The sequence below is a fragment of the Paraburkholderia kirstenboschensis genome (assembly GCF_904848585.1).
Lineage (GTDB): Bacteria > Pseudomonadota > Gammaproteobacteria > Burkholderiales > Burkholderiaceae > Paraburkholderia > Paraburkholderia kirstenboschensis.
In genome coordinates, this window is sequence record NZ_CAJHCR010000022.1 from 99983 (window position 1) to 119236 (window position 19254).

Here is a 19254-nt window from a genome sequence, read left to right on the forward strand (position 1 = left end):
GGGGGACGCGCGGCGCGGTCTCGCGCGCGCCCGGCTGTGCGGGACGAATCCGCGGCTCTCTGGAGGCACCGGGCCGCGCCCGCCATGCGGCTTTGCGCACAGGGAGCGAGGCAACGTTCTGTTAGAATGGCACGCTTTCAGCCTTGTCCGTTTGCTCTGCCCGTTTCGCGTCTTCCGGCGCCGCACCGTGCGCCGAAGCGGACTGGCCGCCGAGCTTCCGGGCCTCAAGCGCGCACCGCTTTTTGACTCTGTCTCCGGACTCGACATGACGACCCCGTCTCCCGCACCCACTTCCTTGATGGCCAACGCAATTCGCGCGCTGTCCATGGACGCCGTTCAACAAGCGAATTCCGGGCACCCCGGCATGCCAATGGGCATGGCCGAAATCGGCGTGGCCTTGTGGTCGCGCCATCTGCGCCACAATCCGAAGAACCCGCAATGGGCCGACCGCGACCGTTTCGTTCTGTCGAACGGTCACGGTTCGATGCTGCTGTACTCGCTGCTGCACCTGACCGGCTACGACCTGCCGATCAGCGAACTGAAGAACTTCCGCCAGATGCATTCCAAGACGCCGGGCCACCCGGAATACGGCATTACGCCGGGCGTCGAAACGACCACCGGCCCGCTTGGCCAAGGTCTGGCGAACGCGGTCGGCATGGCGCTCGCGGAGTCGCTGCTCGCCACCGAATTCAACAAGCCCGACGCGAAGATCGTCGACCACCACACGTATGTGTTCGTCGGCGACGGCTGCCTGATGGAAGGCATTTCGCATGAAGCCTGTTCGCTCGCGGGCGTGCTGAAGCTGAACAAGCTGATCGCGTTCTACGACGACAACGGCATCTCCATCGACGGCGAAGTGGTGCACTGGTTCCACGACGACACGCCGAAGCGCTTCGAAGCGTACGGCTGGAACGTGATTCCGAACGTGGTCGGCCACGATGTCGACGCAGTCGACGCCGCGATCAAAAAGGCCAAGCAATCGGACAAACCCACGCTGATCTGCTGCAAGACCGTGATTGGTGAAGGCGCGCCGACCAAGGCCGGCAGCCACGACTCGCACGGCGCCCCGCTCGGCGACAAGGAAATCGCCGCCACGCGTGAGGCCATCGGCTGGAAGTGGGAGCCGTTTGTGATTCCGCAGGAAGTCTACGCAGCGTGGGACGCGAAGGAAGCGGGCGCGCGTTTCGAATCCGACTGGGACAAGGCGTTTGCGGCTTACGCGGCGAAATATCCGCAAGAAGCGGCTGAATTCAAGCGTCGTACGGGCAAGCAACTGCCGGCCGACTGGAAGGAAAAGGCGAAGGAGATCATCGCCGGCGCGAACGAGCGTGCCGAAACGGTTGCGACGCGCAAAGCGTCGCAGCAGGCCATCGAGGCATTGTCGGCAGTGCTGCCGGAACTGCTCGGCGGCTCGGCCGACCTGACCGGTTCGAACCTGACCAACTGGAAGGCCGCGAAGCCGGTCCGCGTGAACGGCGAAGGCCGCGCGGCGGGCAATTACGTCAACTACGGCGTGCGCGAATTCGGCATGAGCGCCGCGATCAACGGCATTGCGCTGCACGGCGGCTTCAAGGCTTTCGGCGGCACGTTCCTGACGTTCTCCGACTACAGCCGCAACGCGCTACGCGTTGCGGCGCTGATGAAGGCGCCGTCCATTTTCGTGTTCACGCACGACTCGATCGGTCTCGGCGAAGACGGCCCGACTCACCAGTCGGTCGAACACGTAGCAAGCTTGCGGCTGATTCCGCATCTGCAGGTGTGGCGTCCCGCGGATACCGTCGAAACGGCGGTGGCGTGGACTCACGCGGTCGAACATCATGGCCCGTCGTGCCTGATTTTCAGCCGTCAGAACCTGCAGTTCTCGGAGCGCACGGACGCCCAGATCGCCAACATCGACAAGGGCGGTTATGTGCTGCGCGACTGGAACGACGAGATCGTTGCGCGCAAAATCATCCTGATGGCCACCGGTTCGGAAGTCGAACTGGCGCTGAAGGCTGTCGAGCCGCTGGCGCGTGAGGGCATCGCGGCGCGCGTCGTCTCCATGCCGTCCACCACGGTGTTCGACAAGCAGGATGCCGAGTACCGCGAACGCGTGCTGCCGCAAGGCGTGCGCCGTGTCGCGATCGAAGCGGGTGTGACGGATTTCTGGCGCAAGTATGTGGGTCTGGAAGGCGGCGTGGTCGGCATCGACACGTTCGGCGAATCGGCCCCGGCTGGCGTGCTGTTCAAGCATTTCGGCTTCACCGTCGAGCACGTGGTAGAGACGGCAAAAGCCGCACTCGGCTGATCTGAAGCAAAGCGTTGCCGCGCGCGTGAAGCACGAGCATGAACGCGCGGCAACGCAGCCGGTCAGACGAACATCGACGTATTTTTTTAGTCATCAGGAGATAGATCATGACGATTCGCGTTGCAATCAACGGCTACGGCCGGATCGGCCGCAACACGCTGCGCGCCTTCTATGAAAACGGCAAGAAGCACGATATCGAAATCGTCGCCATCAACGATCTCGGCGATGCCAAGACCAATGCTCACCTGACGCAATACGACACCGCGCACGGCAAGTTCCCGGGCGAAGTGTCGGTGGACGGCGACTACCTGGTTGTCAACGGCGACAAGATCCGCGTGCTGGCCAACCGCAACCCGGCTGAATTGCCGTGGGGCGAGCTGAACGTCGACGTCGTGATGGAATGCACGGGCTTTTTCACGACCAAGGAAAAGGCGAGCGCGCACATCAAGGGCGGCGCGAAGAAGGTCATCATTTCGGCGCCGGGCGGTAAGGACGTCGACGCAACGATCGTCTACGGCGTGAACCACAACGTGTTGAAGGCATCGGACACGGTGATCTCGAACGCATCGTGCACGACGAACTGCCTCGCGCCGCTCGTCAAGCCGCTGAACGACAAGATCGGCCTCGTGAACGGCCTGATGACGACGATTCACGCGTACACGAACGACCAGGTTCTGACGGACGTGTACCACGAAGACCTGCGCCGCGCGCGCTCGGCCACGCACAGCCAGATCCCGACCAAGACGGGCGCTGCGTCGGCTGTCGGCCTGGTGCTGCCGGAACTGAACGGCAAGCTGGACGGCTATGCGATTCGCGTCCCGACCATCAACGTGTCGGTGGTCGATCTGTCGTTCATCGCCGCACGCGACACGACGGTCGAAGAAGTCAACGCGATCATGAAGGAAGCGTCGCAAGGCGCGCTGAAGGGCATCCTCGGCTATAACGACGCGCCGCTGGTCTCGATCGACTTCAACCACAACCCGGCTTCGTCGACGTTCGACGCAACGCTGACCAAGGTGTCGGGCCGCCTCGTGAAGGTGTCGAGCTGGTATGACAACGAGTGGGGCTTCTCGAACCGCATGCTGGACACGGCCGTGGCGCTCGCCAACGCGAAGTAAGCCGCGTATTCGCTTTCCCGGCCGCCGCCGCCGTTGCAACGCCGGCGGTTCGGTTAAGCGCGGTTCGGCAAGCAAGCCGCTCCTCGGAGCGGCTTTTTTACGCCTGCAGAGCGCCGAAATAGACGCTGCCGCGCCGAGGCTTTTCCGATAAGGGTTCTCCCGCCTCTGTCAGCCGCAGCGAAGTCTCGCGGTGCTCCGCGTACGCGGACAGCAGAAACTCACGCAGCTAAGGCAGCACGCGTTGCATGAAGGCGTTCTCTCCCAAATGCGCCCGACGAAAAAAATGGCCCGGCCGATTCAACCGGGCCGGGCCACCTTTTCTGCTCATTTCTAACCGTTCGACCGCGCCCCCCGACACGGCCGGCACCGCGTCAATGCTTGCGATGCGGGCAGTTCTCCTTGGTGCAGGCACCGTAGAGCGCCAGTGCGTGTTCCTGCAGCTTGAAGCCGCGTTCCTTCGCGATGGACTGCTGACGACTCTCGATTTCCGAGTCGAAGAATTCTTCGACGAGCCCGCAATCGAGGCACACCAGGTGGTCGTGATGCGAGCCTTCGTTCAGTTCGAACACCGCCTTGCCCGATTCGAAATTGCTGCGCGACAGCAGGCCCGCCTGCTCGAATTGCGTCAGCACACGATAGACGGTGGCAAGACCGATATCGAGTTCCTCGTGCAGGAGGTTGCGGTATACGTCTTCGGCCGTCAGGTGACGCACCGGGCTGTGCTGAAAAATCTCGAGGATTTTGAGGCGCGGAAGGGTCGCCTTGAGCCCGATGTTCTTGAGATCGGTTGGATTGGTCATGACAAGGGATCCCTAGAGTACAATGCTGGGCTCTCATAGTAATGTGTTTTTGCCGTTCTGGTCATCTTCGATGGAATGAAACTCGCGCGGCTCGTCAGCGGGCCCGCACGGTGAGTGAAATGATTTCAAAATCTCAACTGATCTACCGGGGGAGCCGCATGCGGGGTACCTTGACCGCTGTTGCGGCTGTCGCGATTCTTGCAGGATGTTCCACGTACGACAGCCTCACGCAGCGAGTTGCTCAAAGCATCACGCCGTACCGGATTACCGTTGTGCAAGGCAACTTCGTTTCGAAAGAAGCCGCCGCGCAAATGCAGGTCGGTCTGTCGCGCGCACAGGTGCGTCAGTTGCTGGGCACGCCGCTCCTCGCCGACATGTTCCACGCAGATCGCTGGGACTACGTGTTCTATTTCAAGCGCGGCTCGACCAACGTCGTGCAGCAGCGCGACTTCGTGGTCATCTTCGCGGGCGATCGCGTCGCCAGCTGGAGCGGCGGTGAAGACCTGCCGTCCAACCTCGAATTGCTCGCCGAGATCGACGGTGACAAGCGCGGTAAGAAGGCCGCCGCGGCGAACGTAGCGAGCAGCACGGGCGCGGCAAGCGCGCCGGTAGCCACGGCGCCGGTCACGGTCGACACCGCGCGTTCGCCGTCCGTCGAAGGTGCAGCCGCAGCGGCCGCGCCGTCCACCGACGCGAACGCTGAAGCCGCCCAAGCCGCGAATCGTGCGACGAATGCGGTGCAAGCGCCGTCGCGCAATACACGGTCGTCGGTGCGCTCAACGGCTCCGACCGCGAATGCCGGCGGCATACCGCCGCAAGGCCCGACGTCCGGTGGTCAGCCGCAGTTCCAGTTCCACCGTCCGCCGCCGCCGCAATCGCCGTCGTCGCAAGACAATCCGGTTGGACCGACGGGCTCGCAAAGCGGCGGCCCGACGCCGAACGCGCCGCTTGGCGCGTCGTCCACTTCGGGAACGAGCCAGTAATAACGCTGTCCTTGTTTTAAGACGGCCGCTGCGCAATCGCCCGCCTTGAAGTGCGACTGCAAAGTCGCTTCGGCTTCGCGCGGCGCCGTCCGATTCTCTGTTGTTCCAGTCGCGCGCGGTGCGAGGGCGTGCTGCCCGCCGCCGCTTTTGCCCGCTTCTGCCGGGCTGTGTCTTTCGAACCCTCGTAGCCATGAAAATTGCGATTGCTGGCGCATCGGGCCGTATGGGCCGCATGCTCATCGAAACCGTTCTTAACGATTCCGACGCCACGCTGTCGGGCGCGCTCGACCGTGCGGGTTCGCCGCAACTCAGTCAGGACGCCGGCGCCTTTCTCGGCAAACAGACGGGCGTGATGCTGACCGACGACATCGAACGTGTGTTCGCCGAATCGGACTACCTGATCGACTTCACGCGCCCTGAGGGCACGCTGGTGCACCTGGAAGCCGCGCAGCGTCACAACGTGAAAATGGTGATCGGCACGACCGGCTTCGACAACGAGCAGAAGGCGCAACTGCGCGCCGCGGCGGACAACATCGCGATCATGTTCGCGTCGAATATGAGCGTGGGCGTGAACGTCACGCTCAAGCTGCTCGAGTACGCCGCGAAGCATTTCGCGACCGGCTACGACATCGAGATCATCGAGGCGCATCACCGTCACAAGGTCGATGCGCCGTCGGGCACCGCGCTTACGATGGGCGAAGTGATCGCCAATGCTCTGGGACGCAATCTCGACGACTGCGCGGTCTATAGCCGTGAAGGCGTGACCGGCGAACGCGATCCGTCCACGATCGGCTTTTCGGCGATTCGCGGCGGCGATATCGTCGGCGACCATACGGTGCTGTTCGCGGGCATCGGCGAGCGCATCGAAATCACGCACAAATCGGCGAGCCGCCTGTCGTATGCGCAGGGCGCGCTGCGTGCCGTGCGTTTCCTCGAAGGCCATCAGACCGGTTTCTTCGACATGCAAGACGTGCTCGGCCTGCGCTAAACGCGACGCGCAAGGCTTACTTACCCGCGCGAACTCACTTCTCCCCGGCGAAATCAGATGGCAGGCGGCAGCGGCATCATCCATTACCTGCAAACGAGCGACGCGATCACGCATGGCGTCGCCTATGTGCTGCTGGCGATGTCGATTGCGAGCTGGTGCTTTCTGATCGTCAAGACCTGGGTGCTGGTGCGCGCCAAACGTCAGGCGACGCGCGCTGTCGCGCGCTTCTGGCAGGCGCCGACCTTGGCGGAAGGCGTCGCCGCATTGAAGCGCGCCGACCGCGAGCGCGTTTTCGCGCCGCTGGCAGAAGCGGCGCTCCATGCAGCCGAAGTCGACATTCCCGGCGCGCTGCTTGCGCGCGTCGAGCGCGGCGAGCGTGTGGTCCGGGCGCTGCGTCAGGCCCTCAATGCGTCGCAGCGGCGGCTCGAATTCGGTCAGGTGCTGCTGGCTTCGGTGGGCAGCACGGCGCCTTTCGTCGGCCTGCTCGGTACCGTTTGGGGCATTTATCACGCGCTCGGCAGCATTGCGGCGAGCGGTCAGGCGCAAATCGAGAACGTCGCCGGCCCGGTCGGCGAGGCGCTCATCATGACGGCCTTCGGTCTCGTGGTCGCGATTCCCGCAGTGCTCGCCTACAACGTGCTGGGGCGCCTCGTGCGGCAGCTGTCGGAGGAACTCGACGGTTTCGCGCACGACCTGCATGCATACGTGTGCGCGCCCGTGGGCCAGCCGCAAGCGCCGGTGCGCGGTCCGCAGGCCACGACTCACTAAGGGCAACACAAGGGCACTAAGGGCAATAAGCGCACTAGGAGCACTGAGCGCGCGTCACGACGTAAGGAGGCGACATGGCATTCGGCGGACTCGAAAAAAAGCAGACGGCCGCGCCGATGGCCGATATCAACATGACGCCGCTGATCGACGTGATGCTCGTGCTGCTGGTGATTTTTATCATTACCGCGCCTTTATTCACGCACGCGATTCGTCTCGACCTGCCGAAGGTCGCGTCTGCGCCGGCACGCGAAACGGCGCAAACCATTTCGCTTTCAATCGATGCCGCAGGCAAGCTGTATTGGGACGGCAGCGTCATCACGCTGGAGCAGATGCGCGGGCGCTTTGCGCAAGCCGGCAAGCAGGCCGACCAGCCGGAAATCCATCTGCACGCCGAGCGCAATACGCGCTACGAGGTGATCGCGCAGGTCATGGGCGCCGCGCAGCAGGCCGGTCTCGAGCGAATCGGCTTTGTGACCGAGCCGCCCCCACCGGGCGCGCAGCAGTAGGCAAGCGGGCGCTCGCCAAGCGGCGCAGCCGTCCGCGAACGGTATAATCAGCCCTTTCCCCGCAGTACGGGGAACGACGCCATTTCATCCAGCAAAAGCACCAAGCGGCCGGTGCGGAAGCACCGAACCCAGCGATCCCATCACACCATGCACGAAAAATACGTTCCCTCCGACGTCGAATCCGCCGCGCAAGGGCAATGGCGCGCCATCGACGCGTACAAGACATCGGAAACCACCGACAAGCCCAAGTTCTACTGCGTCTCGATGCTGCCGTATCCGTCGGGCAAGCTGCACATGGGGCACGTGCGCAACTACACGATCAACGACGTGATGTACCGCTATCAGCGGATGAACGGCTACAACGCGCTGATGCCGATGGGTTGGGACGCGTTCGGCATGCCGGCGGAAAACGCCGCGATGGCCAACAACGTGCCGCCGGCAAAGTGGACCTACGACAACATCGCTTACATGAAAAAGCAGATGCAGTCGATGGGACTCGCCATCGACTGGTCGCGCGAAGTCGCCACCTGCAGCCCTGACTACTACAAGTGGAACCAGTGGCTCTTCCTGAAGATGCTGGAAAAGGGCATCGCGTACAAGAAAACCGGCACCGTCAACTGGGACCCGGTCGATCAAACGGTGCTCGCGAACGAGCAGGTGATCGACGGTCGCGGCTGGCGCTCGGGCGCGCTCGTCGAAAAGCGCGAAATCCCGATGTACTACATGCGCATCACGCAGTACGCCGACGAGTTGCTGAACGATCTGGAAGGCCTCGGCTGGCCCGAGCGCGTGAAGATCATGCAGCAGAACTGGATCGGCAAGAGCTTCGGTGTGAACTTCGGTTTCCCGTATGAAATCGACGGCGAACAGAAGCTGTTGCGTGTATTCACTACGCGCGCCGACACGATCATGGGCGTGACCTTCTGCGCGGTGGCGGCCGAGCATCCGCTCGCCACGCGTCTCGCGCGAGACAAGCCGGAACTGCAGGCTTTCATCGACGAATGCAAGCGCGGCGGCGTGGCCGAAGCCGACGTCGCAACGATGGAAAAGAAGGGCATGGCCACCGGCTTTTTCGTCAAGCATCCGCTCACGCAGGAGCAGGTCGAAGTGTGGATCGGCAACTACGTGCTGATGACTTATGGCGAAGGCGCGGTGATGGGTGTGCCGGCGCACGACGAGCGCGATTTCGCGTTCGCAAAGAAATACGGTCTGCCGATCAAGCAGGTGGTGGCGGTCGAAGGCAAGGAATTTTCCACGCAGGCTTGGGCAGATTGGTACGGCGAGAAGAGCGGTACGCTCGTCAACAGCGGCAAGTACGACGGCCTGAACTACGAACAGGCAGTGGACGCGATCGCCGCCGACCTGAAGGCGCTGGGCTTGGGCGACAAGCAGATCACGTGGCGTCTGCGTGACTGGGGCGTGTCGCGCCAGCGTTACTGGGGCACGCCGATTCCGATCATCCACTGCCCGAAGTGCGGGGACGTGCCGGTGCCGGAAAAAGACCTGCCCGTCGTGCTGCCCGAGGACCTCGTGCCGGACGGCACGGGCAACCCCCTTGCGAAGTCCGAAGCGTTCGTGAACTGCACCTGCCCGACCTGTGGCAGCGCGGCCAAGCGCGAGACGGACACGATGGACACGTTCGTCGATTCGTCGTGGTACTTCTACCGCTACGCATCGCCGGACGCAAAGACCATGGTCGACGAGCGCACCGACTACTGGGCGCCGATGGACCAGTACATCGGCGGCATCGAGCACGCGATTCTGCACCTGTTGTACTCGCGCTTCTGGGCGAAGGTGATGCGCGACCTCGGTCTCGTCAAATTCGGTGAGCCGGCGAAAAACCTGCTCACGCAGGGCATGGTGCTCAACGAAACCTACTATCGCGAAGACGCTACGGGCAAGAAAACCTGGTACAACCCGGTCGACGTCACAGTTTCGTTCGACGACAAGGGCCGCCCGGTCGGTGCCGTGCTGAACTCGGACGGCCAGCCGGTCGTGCTGGGCGGCGTCGAGAAGATGTCGAAGTCGAAGAACAACGGCGTCGATCCGCAATCGCTGATCGACCAGCACGGCGCGGACACCGCGCGTCTGTTCGTCATGTTCGCCGCACCGCCCGAGCAGCAACTGGAGTGGTCGGGCTCGGGCGTGGAAGGCGCGAGCCGCTTCCTGCGTCGCGTGTGGAGCTTCGGTCACGCGAACGAAGCCGCGCTGCGCGCGGGCGGCCAGTTCGACGCCGCGCAACTCGCCGACGCCGACAAACTGCTGCGCCGCGAAATCTACAGCGTGCTCAAGCAGGCCGACTTCGACTACCAGCGCTTGCAGTACAACACGGTCGTGTCGGCCGCGATGAAAATGCTCAACGCGCTCGACAGCGCAAAGGGCGCGCAGCCGGCTGTGTTGCGCGAAACTTATGGTGTGATGCTGCGCGTGCTGTATCCGGTCGTGCCGCACCTCACGTTCCAGTTGTGGCAGGAACTCGGTTACGCCGACGAGTTCGGTTCGCTGCTCGACGCGCCGTGGCCGAAGGTCGACGAGAAAGCGCTCGAGCAATCGGAGATCGAGCTCGTGCTGCAGGTGAATGGCAAGGTGCGCGGCGCGCTGACGGTGGCGAAAGACGCGTCGCGCGAATCGATCGAGCAGTTGGCGGCCGCGCACGAAATGGTCGCGAAGTTCAGCGAAGGCAAGGCGCCCAAGAAGATTGTCGTGGTGCCGGGCCGCCTCGTGAACGTGGTCGTTTGACGATCCAGCAGCATCTGTCAACAGGCATGGCGCTGTCGCGTGCGGCGGCGCGTGTCTCTCGCCGGGAACCCACTGCGAACCAGGAGCCAATGTGACTCGCAGATCGTTTTTTTTGACGCTCGCATGCAGCGTATTGATGTTGTCCGCGTGCGGCTTCCAGTTGCGCGGCCAGCAGGACTATGCATTCAAGCGCCTGTTCGTGGCAGGCGGATCGCCATCGGCGAATGCGCGGCTCGCGCGCATGGTGCAAGGCGGCAGCGACACGGTGGTGGTCAACTCGGTGACCAGCGCGGACGCTACCTTGCAGATTACCGAAGGCCGCGGCTACAGCACGCTGACGCTGAACTCACTGGGCGTCGTCGAAGAGTATCAATTGAATCTCTCCATGAACTACTCGCTGATCGGCAAGGACGGCACGGTGCTGATTCCGCCGAGCGTGATCGCACTGAACCGCGCGATGACCTATAGCGACAAGTACTCGCAAGCGAAAGCCGCGGAGTCGGACATCCTCTTCGCCGATATGGAAAACGACGCGGTCGACCAGCTCACGCGCCGTCTTTCGAGCGTGCGTTCGTTGCATCCGGCGCCGGGCCAGCAAGTGCCGGCCATCGTGCCGCGCGCGCCTTTGCCGCCGCCGCCGCTGTGAGCGTCGGCGTCGACGGGATCTGAGGTAGACATAGCCATGCAACTGCGACTTGACGCGCTCGAAGCGCATCTCGCCAAGGGACTCGCCGGACTGTACGTCGTGTACGGCGACGAGCACCTGCTCGCGCAGGAAGCGTGCGACCGGATTCGCGGGGCGGCCCGCGCGGCGGGCTTCACGGATCGCTCGGTGTTCACCGTGGAGCGCGGTTTCGACTGGAGTTCGCTGTTGGGCGCGAGTCAGTCGATGTCGCTGTTCGGTGACCGTCAACTGGTCGAACTGCGCATTCCGTCGGGCAAGCCCGGCAAGGAAGGCGCGGATGCGCTGAAAGCGCTTGCGGCTGCCGTCAATGACGACGTGTTGACCATGGTCACGCTGCCGCGGCTCGACGCGGCCACGCAGAAATCCGCTTGGTTCACGGCCCTTGCCGACGCGGGCGTCGCGCTGAAAATCGATCCGGTCGAGCGCGCGCAGTTGCCGAACTGGGTGGGCCAGCGGCTCGCGGCGCAAGGTCAGCGGGTTGCGGCCGGAGAAGAAGGGCGTCGCGCGCTCGCGTTTATCGCTGAGCGTGTCGAAGGCAACCTGCTCGCGGCGCATCAGGAAATCCAGAAGCTGGGCTTGCTGTATCCAGCCGGCTCGTTGAGCTTCGAGCAGATTCACGACGCGGTGCTCAACGTCGCGCGTTACGACGTGTTCAAGCTGAACGAGGCGATGCTCGCGGGCGACGTGGGCCGTCTGTCGCGCATGCTCGACGGGCTGCGCGGCGAAGGCGAGGCCACTGTGCTCGTGTTGTGGGCGGTCGTTGAAGAATTGCGTACGCTTTTGCGTATCAAGCGCGGCGTCGCGGCCGGCAAGCCGCTCGCCGTGCTGGTGCGCGAAAACCGCGTGTGGGGGCCGCGCGAGCGGTTGATCGGGCCGGCGTTGTCGCGTGTCACCGAGGCGGCGCTGGAGAAGTCGCTGGCGCTCGCGGCGCGGCTCGACAGACAGGTGAAGGGGCTGTCGGGCGGCACGCCGGGCAATCATCGCAACGATCCGCCGCCTGATCCGTGGGACGGCCTGTTCGAACTGGCGATGTCGGTGGCTTCGCCGAAAACGCCGGCGGCTCCTGTGCCTCGACCTCGGGCCGGAGCCGCTGCCGGGGCGCGAAGGCCAGCGTGATCCGGCAACCCAGCCTGGCTGACGGTCTGGTGGGCATGGGGCCAACGCGGAACCATAGGCGCCAGCGCTCAGGTGAATGAGCAAGCCGCGCTGATCGCGAGTTCGCCTGAAAGCCTGCGGGGCTTAGCGGGTTCAAGCATCGGCTGCATCGGCGCGATATATAGCGCCGTCCGCGGTGGCAAGCAGAGCGCCGGGGCCCGACTTACAATCTTTGAATCTTTCGCTAATCAGCCTGACCGTCGCACGCCGACGTGCGCGACACCACGAGAATCACCATGGATATCGACCAGTACATGACCGACCTCGGCCGCCGCGCCCGCCAGGCATCGCGTGCGATGGCGCGGGCGTCGACGGCCGCGAAGAATGCCGCGCTCGCGGCGGTGGCCGAAGGCATCGAGCGCGACGCCGCGTTGCTCAAGGAAGCCAATGCGCGCGACCTCGCGCGCGCTCGCGAAAAAGGTCACGACGCGGCTTTCATCGACCGGCTGACCTTGTCGGACAAAGCGCTCAAAACGATGGTCGAAGGCTTGCGCCAGGTCGCGGCGCTTGCGGACCCGATCGGCGAGATCAGCAACTTGAAGTACCGGCCAAGCGGCATTCAGGTCGGGCAGATGCGCGTGCCGCTCGGCGTGATCGGCATCATCTACGAATCGCGTCCCAACGTGACGATCGACGCCGCCGCGCTCTGCCTGAAGTCGGGCAACGCCACGATCCTGCGCGGCGGTTCCGAAGCGCTTGAATGCAACACGGCGCTCGCGAAGCTGATCGGCGAAGGCCTCGAGGCCGCCGGTTTGCCGCAGGACGCCGTGCAGGTGGTGGCGACCTCGGACCGCGCGGCCGTCGGCAAACTGATCACAATGACCGAATATGTCGACGTGATCGTGCCGCGCGGCGGCAAGAGCCTGATCGAGCGGCTGATGAACGAAGCGCGCGTGCCGATGATCAAGCACCTCGACGGCATCTGCCACGTGTACGTGGACGATCGCGCGGATCTGACGAAGGCGCTGACCGTGTGCGATAACGCCAAAACGCACCGCTACGGCACGTGCAACACGATGGAGACGCTGCTGGTCGCGCGCGGCATTGCAGCGGAAGTGTTGCCGCCGCTTGGCAAGCTGTATCGCGAAAAGGAAGTCGAATTGCGCGTGGACGCGGCGGCGCGTGCCGTGCTGGCCGACGCGGGCGTGGGACCGCTCGTCGATGCAACGGAAGAAGACTGGCGCACCGAATACCTCGCGCCGGTGCTCGCGATCAAAGTGGTCGACGATCTGGACGCGGCGATCGAGCACATCAACACGTACAGCTCGCAACATACCGACGCGATCGTCACGGAAGACCACGACCGCGCCATGCGCTTTTTGCGCGAGGTCGATTCGGCAAGCGTGATGGTGAATGCGTCAACCCGTTTCGCCGATGGCTTCGAGTTCGGACTCGGCGCAGAAATCGGCATCTCCAACGACAAGCTTCATGCGCGCGGCCCGGTTGGATTGGAAGGGCTGACGTCGCTGAAATATGTCGTGCTCGGGCATGGCGAAGGGCGCCAATAGCGCGAATCCGATGGAATACGTGGCCGTGCAACGCGGCCACGTACGACTGCCTGTGTTGGCCTTCCTGTTTCTTCACGTCTTTTTGTTGCTGCGGCGACCGGTCACTTTGCGTTGCGGTGCATGACCGCCATGATTGCCGCCGCTCGTCACAATGCGCGTTCTGCAAGACGCGCTTTATAAAAATCAACCCGCACCGCAAGGACTCTCCGATGCTCTGGATCAAGACGTTTCATATCGTTCTGGTCGCTTCCTGGTTCGCCGGCCTGTTCTATTTGCCGCGCATCTTCGTCAACCTGGCAATGGAAACCGAGCCGGCCGCAGTCAAGCGTCTCCTGCTCATGGCGCGCAAGCTGTTCCGCTTCATGTCGTTCATCGCGGTGCCGGCGCTGATTTGCGGGCTGTGGCTTTGGCTCGTCGTCGGAATCGGACAAGGGCAGGGGTGGATTCACGCGAAGGTCGGCGTCGTCGTGCTGCTGGTGATTTATCACGCTTACTGTGGCGTGCTGCTGCGAACGTTCGAGCGCGGAGAAAATCGCCGCACGCACAAGTGGTATCGGATGTTCAACGAACTGCCCGTGCTCGGGATGCTGGCTGCCGTGGCGTTGGTGGTGATCAAGCCGTTTTGATGTTTTGATACACGTGAAGCGTTCGGATGACTAATCATTCGGGCGCTTTGCAACGTGACGCGGCGCCGCGTTTCGTGTGACGACCACGTAGTTGCTTCACTTTCAAAGACGCGGCATTCCCCGCCGCGCAGATGCAAGTGTGAGTGCCACGGAGCTTGAACGCTTCCAGTGCATTCGCTGACTTTGCAGAGCTCTCAAATTTCCAGTCGCTTCCGTGTCACGCCGATTCGAGGCGACGCGCGCCGGTGCTTTGTCGATTAAGACTACTCTGAATTTTCATGCGGCAAATTGGCCGCGCTTGTCCGTGTGCGGCAGTTCTCGTCGCTGACATCGGCGGACTCGCTCGGCACCTTCTTTTACTGCGCTGCGCGCATCGCGCAAGCACGTCACGGCGTTTTCCTTTTCTTCGACTGGGGGGCAACTCATACGGCGAGCCCATTTCCCAGCCTTCGGCGCGCCGTACCGCCTCCGAGTTCGTCTGCAGAAGCGCCTTATTCCTAAGGCGTTTTTAATCCTTGTCTGATTCTGTCCGTTGGACGCATCTCATATTCTGAATCTCGAACATTAGCAAAGCACGACGGCCCCTAGCCCCGCTTCGCTGAATGTGCGAGCCGCAGTGTGCGGTTGTCGTGTGTCCAACTTAATTGTGAGTCTTTCATGAACAAGAATCGGTTCCGCCGGGTATTTAGCAAACGTCTCGGCATGCTCGTCGCTGTTGCGGAGAACGTGGCGAGTCAAGGTAAGCAGGCTGGCGAAAGCGCCGGCGTCGGTCCTTCGGGCCGCGAACTGGGCGTCGTCTCCACAATGACCGCGGTGGCCGTGGCGCTCGTTGCGCTGCAGCCGTCGGTGGGTCGTGCACAGTCGCTGCCGACCAACGGCCAGGTGATGGCCGGTCAGGCAAGCATCTCGCAAACCAACCCGAACACGATGACCATCAATCAGGGTACGCAACGTACCGTGATCGACTGGAACTCGTTTAACGTCGGCACGGGCAACACGGTGCAGTTCAATCAGCCGAACGCCCAGGCGCAGGCGCTGAACCGCGTGACGGGCGGCATCCCGTCGAACATCCAGGGTTCGCTGCTGGCCAACGGCCAGGTGCTGATCCAGAACGCGAACGGCGTGCTGTTCAGCAAGGGCTCGGTGGTCAACGTCGGCTCGCTGCTGGCGACGACGAAATCGGTCGACACGAACTCGTTCATGGCAGGCGGCCCGCTGTCGCTGAAGTCGACGGGCACGAACGCAAGCGTGGTCAACGACGGTTCGATCCAGGCGCAAGGCTACGTGGTCATGATGGGCGACCAGGTGCGCAACAGCGGCACGATCACGACGGCGCAAGGCGGCCAGGTCGCGCTCGCCGCGGGCGACAGCGCGATGGTCGCGCTGCCTAACGGCCAGGGCATCCAGCTGACGCTGACGAACGCGTCGGCGAATGCGCTGGTGGAAAACAGCGGCAACATCAAGGCCGAAAACGGCTCGGTGCTGCTGACGGCGCGCGGCAGCAACACGCTGCTGAACACGGTGGTGAATCTGTCGGGCGTGGTGCGCGCAGGCACGGTTGTCGCCGATGCGGGCAACACGGGCGACGTGGCGGTGACGGGCAAGATCGATGCATCGAACGCAACGGGCGCGGGCGGCACGGTGGTGCTGTCGGGCGACCGCGTAGGTGTGTTCGGCAATGCGAGCGTCGACGTGAGCGGCGATGCGGCTGGCGGCAAGGTCATCATCGGCGGTGACAGCCTGCATCAGCTGGCGGGCACGCAGGCGCAAGGCATGCTGCAGGACGGCGTGAACTTCGCGAACTACACGCAGGTCGATGCGGGCGCAACGATCAAGGCCGACTCGGCCCATGGCAATGGCGGCTTCGTCGAGACGTCGGGTCATAACCTGAACGTAGAAGGCGCAGTGAGCGCGGCGGCGCCGGAAGGCAAGGCTGGCCAGTGGCTGATCGATCCGACGAATGTGACGATCAGCACGGGTGCAACCGCCAACGAAACGAGCGCGAACGGCACGTTCACGCCGTCGACCAACAGCGCGACGGTGAACAACGGTGCGATCAGCGGCGCGCTGAACGCGGGCACAGACGTGACGATCACGACGGCGAGCTCGGGTACGGCGACGGGCAATATCGTGCAGCAGGCGGGCGCAGACATCACGAAGACGGGCGGCGCAGCGGCGAATCTGACGCTGGCGGCGAATGGCAGCATCACGCTGAACGGCAATATCACGTCGACGTCGAACGCGCTGAACCTGAATCTGGCGGCCGATATTGGCGGCAACCACACCGGGACGGTGTACCAGCAGAGCGGCACCATCGATCTGAATGGCGGCAATCTGACGGCGCATGGGGACGTTAGCGGTCAGGCCAGCGGCAATGGCCTCGCGTTAAGCGGCACAGTGTTGAATGTCGGTGGTGGTTCGATTACGGGCGTGGCCAACACGGGCTCCGGTGTAATCTTCGCAGGCAACTTCACGGAAGTCGGCAACGGCACGCTTACGGTGACGGGCTCGTCAAATACCGGTGTCGGCGTTCAGTTGCAAACCGGCAGCATGGCGGTCAGCCAGCACGCCAAGCTGAACATTGCAGGCAGTTCTGCGGGAGCCCAGGGTGTCTCAAGTTCGGCAAATCTGTCGTTCTCCGATAATGCATTGGTCAATATTTCGGGTACCTCTACAGTCGGCCAAGGTATCCTTTTTTCGACCGGCCTCAACCTGAAAGACCAGGCACAGCTCGTCGCAAACGGAACGTCAAAGAGTCAAGCTGGCGTCTGGATGCAGGGCAGCAACGGTATTGCCGGCAACGCGTCTGCGACGATCATTGGTAAATCTGACAGTTACTTTGGGATTATGGGGGGAAGCGTCAATGTAACGCAGAACGGCTCGCTTAAGTTCGATGGCGTCTCGAATACTGGTGTGGGAGCGTGGATCTACCAAGTGAACACAAGCGGCAGTGGGACGACTGAAGTTGATGGGGTGTCCAATACTGGCAATGGGGTTCAGTTGAGAGTTGGCAACAACGTGACAGATAGCGGCAGCTTTTCTGTGGTTGGCGTTTCGAACTCGGGAGGCGGCGTTGTTTATGATCAGCCCGGCAGTACGCTGAACATTTCGGGCAATGGCTCCGCGACTATCACCGGCAACTCAACGAATGGTAACGGTGTTGTCCTGAACGATTCGTCGTGCGTGTCAGATAATGGTCGTCTGGATATATCCGGAAACTCAGTCAATGGAACCGGCGTTGTTCAAAATAGCAATATCGCGGTCGAGGATGACGGCAAGGTGAACATTTCCGGCGCGTCGACCAATGGCACGGCAGCCGATGTCAACGGGTCAGTGAGAGCGTCAGGCAATGGCTCAATCAACATCACCGGCGACTCGACCAATGGTTCGGGTGTGGTGCTTGATCCAAATGGCTCTATCAATATCTCGGGCAATGGCGCGGCTAATATTTCGGGTAACTCGACGAACGGCAATGGCGCGGTCATCGACGGCAATGTGAACGTGACGGACAACGGTACGGCGAACATTTCCGGTGGCTCGGCCAATGGTTCGGGTGTGGTGGTCGATCCGAATGGCTCGATCAACATCTCGGGCAACGGCGCGGCTGATATCTCGGGCAACTCGACGAACGGCAACGGCGCGGTCATCGCTGGTGATGTGAACGTGACGGACAACGGCACGGCGAACATTTCCGGTGGCTCGACCAATGGTTCGGGTGTGATCGTCGATCCGAATGGTTCGATCAATATTTCGGGCAATGGCGCGGCTGACATCTCGGGCAACTCGACGAATGGCAACGGCGCGGTCATCGACGGCAATGTGAACGTGACGGACAACGGCACGGCGAACATCTCCGGTGGCTCGACCAATGGTTCGGGCGTGGTGGTCGATCCGAATGGTTCGATCAACATCTCGGGCAACGGCGCGGCTGACATCTCGGGCAACTCGACGAACGGCAACGGCGCGGTCATCGCTGGTGATGTGAACGTGACGGACAACGGCACGGCGAACATTTCCGGTGGCTCGACCAATGGTTCGGGCGTGGTGGTGGATCCGAACGGTTCGATCAACGTCTCGGGCAACGGCGCGGCTGATATCTCGGGCAACTCGACGAACGGCAACGGCGCGGTCATCGACGGCAATGTGAACGTGACGGACAACGGCACGGCGAACATCTCCGGCAACTCGACCAATGGTTCGGGTGTGGTGGTCGATCCGAACGGTTCGATCAATATCTCGGGCAATGGCGCAACTGACATCTCGGGCAACTCGACCAACGGCAATGGCGCGGTCATCAACGGCAATGTGAACGTGACGGACAACGGCACGGCGAACATTTCCGGTGGGTCGACCAATGGTTCGGGTGTGATAGTCGATCCGAATGGCTCGGTCAACATCTCGGGCAATGGCGCGGCTGACATCTCCGGCAACTCGACGAACGGCAACGGTGCGGTCATTGCTGGTGACGTGAACGTGACGGACAACGGCACGGCTAACATCTCCGGTGGCTCGACCAACGGTTCGGGCGTGATCGTCGATCCGAATGGCTCGGTCAACATCTCGGGCAATGGCGCGGCTGACATCTCGGGTAACTCGGCTAACGGCAACGGTGCGGTCATCGACGGCAATGTGAACGTGACGGATAACGGCACGGCGAACATCTCCGGTAACTCGGCCAATGGTTCGGGCGTGGTGGTGGATCCGAACGGTTCGATCAACATCTCGGGCAACGGCGCGGCCGACATCTCGGGCAACTCGACGAACGGCAACGGCGCGGTCATCGACGGTAATGTGAACGTGACCGACAACGGCACGGCGAACATCTCCGGTGGCTCGACCAATGGTTCGGGTGTGATCGTCGATCCGAACGGTTCGATCAACATCTCGGGCAACGGCGCGGCCGACATCTCGGGCAACTCGACGAACGGCAACGGCGCGGTCATCGACGGCAATGTGAACGTGACGGACAACGGCACGGCGAACATCTCGGGCAACAGCACGAATGGCACGGGCGTGATCGTCGATCCGAACGGTTCGATCAACACCTCGGGTAACGGCTCGACGAACATCTCGGGTGATTCGACCAACGGT

Annotated in this window: 13 protein-coding genes; 12 read left to right on the forward strand and 1 reads right to left on the reverse strand. The window is 62.7% G+C overall.

Translation table 11 applies throughout. The features are described from left to right. The first annotated feature begins 265 nt into the window (after positions 1-265). Together tkt and gap are read left to right on the forward strand one after the other, a co-directional pair. Positions 266-2287 carry a transketolase gene (tkt, locus tag JMY24_RS33740; RefSeq protein WP_128595835.1) on the forward strand — a complete coding sequence of 674 codons (2022 nt, stop codon included), beginning with the start codon at positions 266-268 and terminating at the stop codon, positions 2285-2287. A gap of 107 nt (positions 2288-2394) precedes the next feature. Next, a complete protein-coding gene (gap, locus tag JMY24_RS33745) occupies positions 2395-3405 on the forward strand; it encodes a type I glyceraldehyde-3-phosphate dehydrogenase (protein WP_006051892.1) in 1011 nt (336 codons plus the stop codon). Positions 3406-3776: 371 nt separating this feature from the next. Here the strand turns inward: gap and fur are convergent, their stop codons facing one another. Next, complete coding sequence (gene fur, locus JMY24_RS33750; RefSeq protein ID WP_012434340.1) at positions 3777-4205, reverse strand: ferric iron uptake transcriptional regulator; 429 nt, start codon at positions 4203-4205, stop codon at positions 3777-3779. Between the two features lie 158 nt (positions 4206-4363). Between fur and JMY24_RS33755 the strand changes: the two genes are divergently transcribed. From JMY24_RS33755 to JMY24_RS33800, 10 genes are all read left to right on the forward strand, one after another. Then, positions 4364-5188 (forward strand): outer membrane protein assembly factor BamE, encoded by an 825-nt coding sequence (locus JMY24_RS33755; protein ID WP_201703709.1) that lies wholly within the window; start codon positions 4364-4366, stop codon positions 5186-5188. A 190-nt stretch (positions 5189-5378) separates the two neighbouring features. Further along, complete coding sequence (dapB, locus tag JMY24_RS33760; RefSeq protein ID WP_128595834.1) at positions 5379-6176, forward strand: 4-hydroxy-tetrahydrodipicolinate reductase; 798 nt, start codon at positions 5379-5381, stop codon at positions 6174-6176. Between the two features lie 57 nt (positions 6177-6233). Beyond that, positions 6234-6944, forward strand: coding sequence for a MotA/TolQ/ExbB proton channel family protein (locus JMY24_RS33765; RefSeq protein ID WP_201703700.1), 711 nt, complete (start codon positions 6234-6236; stop codon positions 6942-6944). A 74-nt stretch (positions 6945-7018) separates the two neighbouring features. Beyond that, complete coding sequence (locus JMY24_RS33770; RefSeq protein WP_128590328.1) at positions 7019-7450, forward strand: ExbD/TolR family protein; 432 nt, start codon at positions 7019-7021, stop codon at positions 7448-7450. A 147-nt stretch (positions 7451-7597) separates the two neighbouring features. Then, positions 7598-10189 carry a leucine--tRNA ligase gene (gene leuS, locus JMY24_RS33775; protein WP_128595831.1) on the forward strand — a complete coding sequence of 864 codons (2592 nt, stop codon included), beginning with the start codon at positions 7598-7600 and terminating at the stop codon, positions 10187-10189. 91 nt (positions 10190-10280) lie between these two features. After that, complete coding sequence (locus tag JMY24_RS33780; protein ID WP_128590323.1) at positions 10281-10835, forward strand: LPS-assembly lipoprotein LptE; 555 nt, start codon at positions 10281-10283, stop codon at positions 10833-10835. Between the two features lie 36 nt (positions 10836-10871). After that, a complete protein-coding gene (gene holA / locus JMY24_RS33785; protein ID WP_201703702.1) occupies positions 10872-11990 on the forward strand; it encodes a DNA polymerase III subunit delta in 1119 nt (372 codons plus the stop codon). A gap of 275 nt (positions 11991-12265) precedes the next feature. Further along, positions 12266-13537, forward strand: coding sequence for a glutamate-5-semialdehyde dehydrogenase (locus JMY24_RS33790; protein WP_201703703.1), 1272 nt, complete (start codon positions 12266-12268; stop codon positions 13535-13537). A 209-nt stretch (positions 13538-13746) separates the two neighbouring features. Next, the gene (locus JMY24_RS33795) at positions 13747-14163 is read left to right on the forward strand and encodes a CopD family protein (RefSeq protein ID WP_128586328.1); all 417 of its coding nucleotides are present in this window, start codon (positions 13747-13749) and stop codon (positions 14161-14163) included. 657 nt (positions 14164-14820) lie between these two features. Then, a partial coding sequence (locus JMY24_RS33800) for a beta strand repeat-containing protein (protein WP_201703705.1) occupies positions 14821-19254 on the forward strand: 4434 nt, incomplete at its 3' end.

Coding starts and splice junctions, on each gene's coding strand:
- JMY24_RS33795 (WP_128586328.1), top strand. CDS start 13,747: ATGCTCTGGATCAAGACGTTTCATATCGTTCTGGTCGCTTCCTGGTTC.
- fur (WP_012434340.1), bottom strand. CDS start 4,205: ATGACCAATCCAACCGATCTCAAGAACATCGGGCTCAAGGCGACCCTT.
- JMY24_RS33770 (WP_128590328.1), top strand. CDS start 7,019: ATGGCATTCGGCGGACTCGAAAAAAAGCAGACGGCCGCGCCGATGGCC.
- gap (WP_006051892.1), top strand. CDS start 2,395: ATGACGATTCGCGTTGCAATCAACGGCTACGGCCGGATCGGCCGCAAC.
- tkt (WP_128595835.1), top strand. CDS start 266: ATGACGACCCCGTCTCCCGCACCCACTTCCTTGATGGCCAACGCAATT.
- JMY24_RS33765 (WP_201703700.1), top strand. CDS start 6,234: ATGGCAGGCGGCAGCGGCATCATCCATTACCTGCAAACGAGCGACGCG.
- holA (WP_201703702.1), top strand. CDS start 10,872: ATGCAACTGCGACTTGACGCGCTCGAAGCGCATCTCGCCAAGGGACTC.
- dapB (WP_128595834.1), top strand. CDS start 5,379: ATGAAAATTGCGATTGCTGGCGCATCGGGCCGTATGGGCCGCATGCTC.
- JMY24_RS33790 (WP_201703703.1), top strand. CDS start 12,266: ATGGATATCGACCAGTACATGACCGACCTCGGCCGCCGCGCCCGCCAG.
- leuS (WP_128595831.1), top strand. CDS start 7,598: ATGCACGAAAAATACGTTCCCTCCGACGTCGAATCCGCCGCGCAAGGG.
- JMY24_RS33755 (WP_201703709.1), top strand. CDS start 4,364: ATGCGGGGTACCTTGACCGCTGTTGCGGCTGTCGCGATTCTTGCAGGA.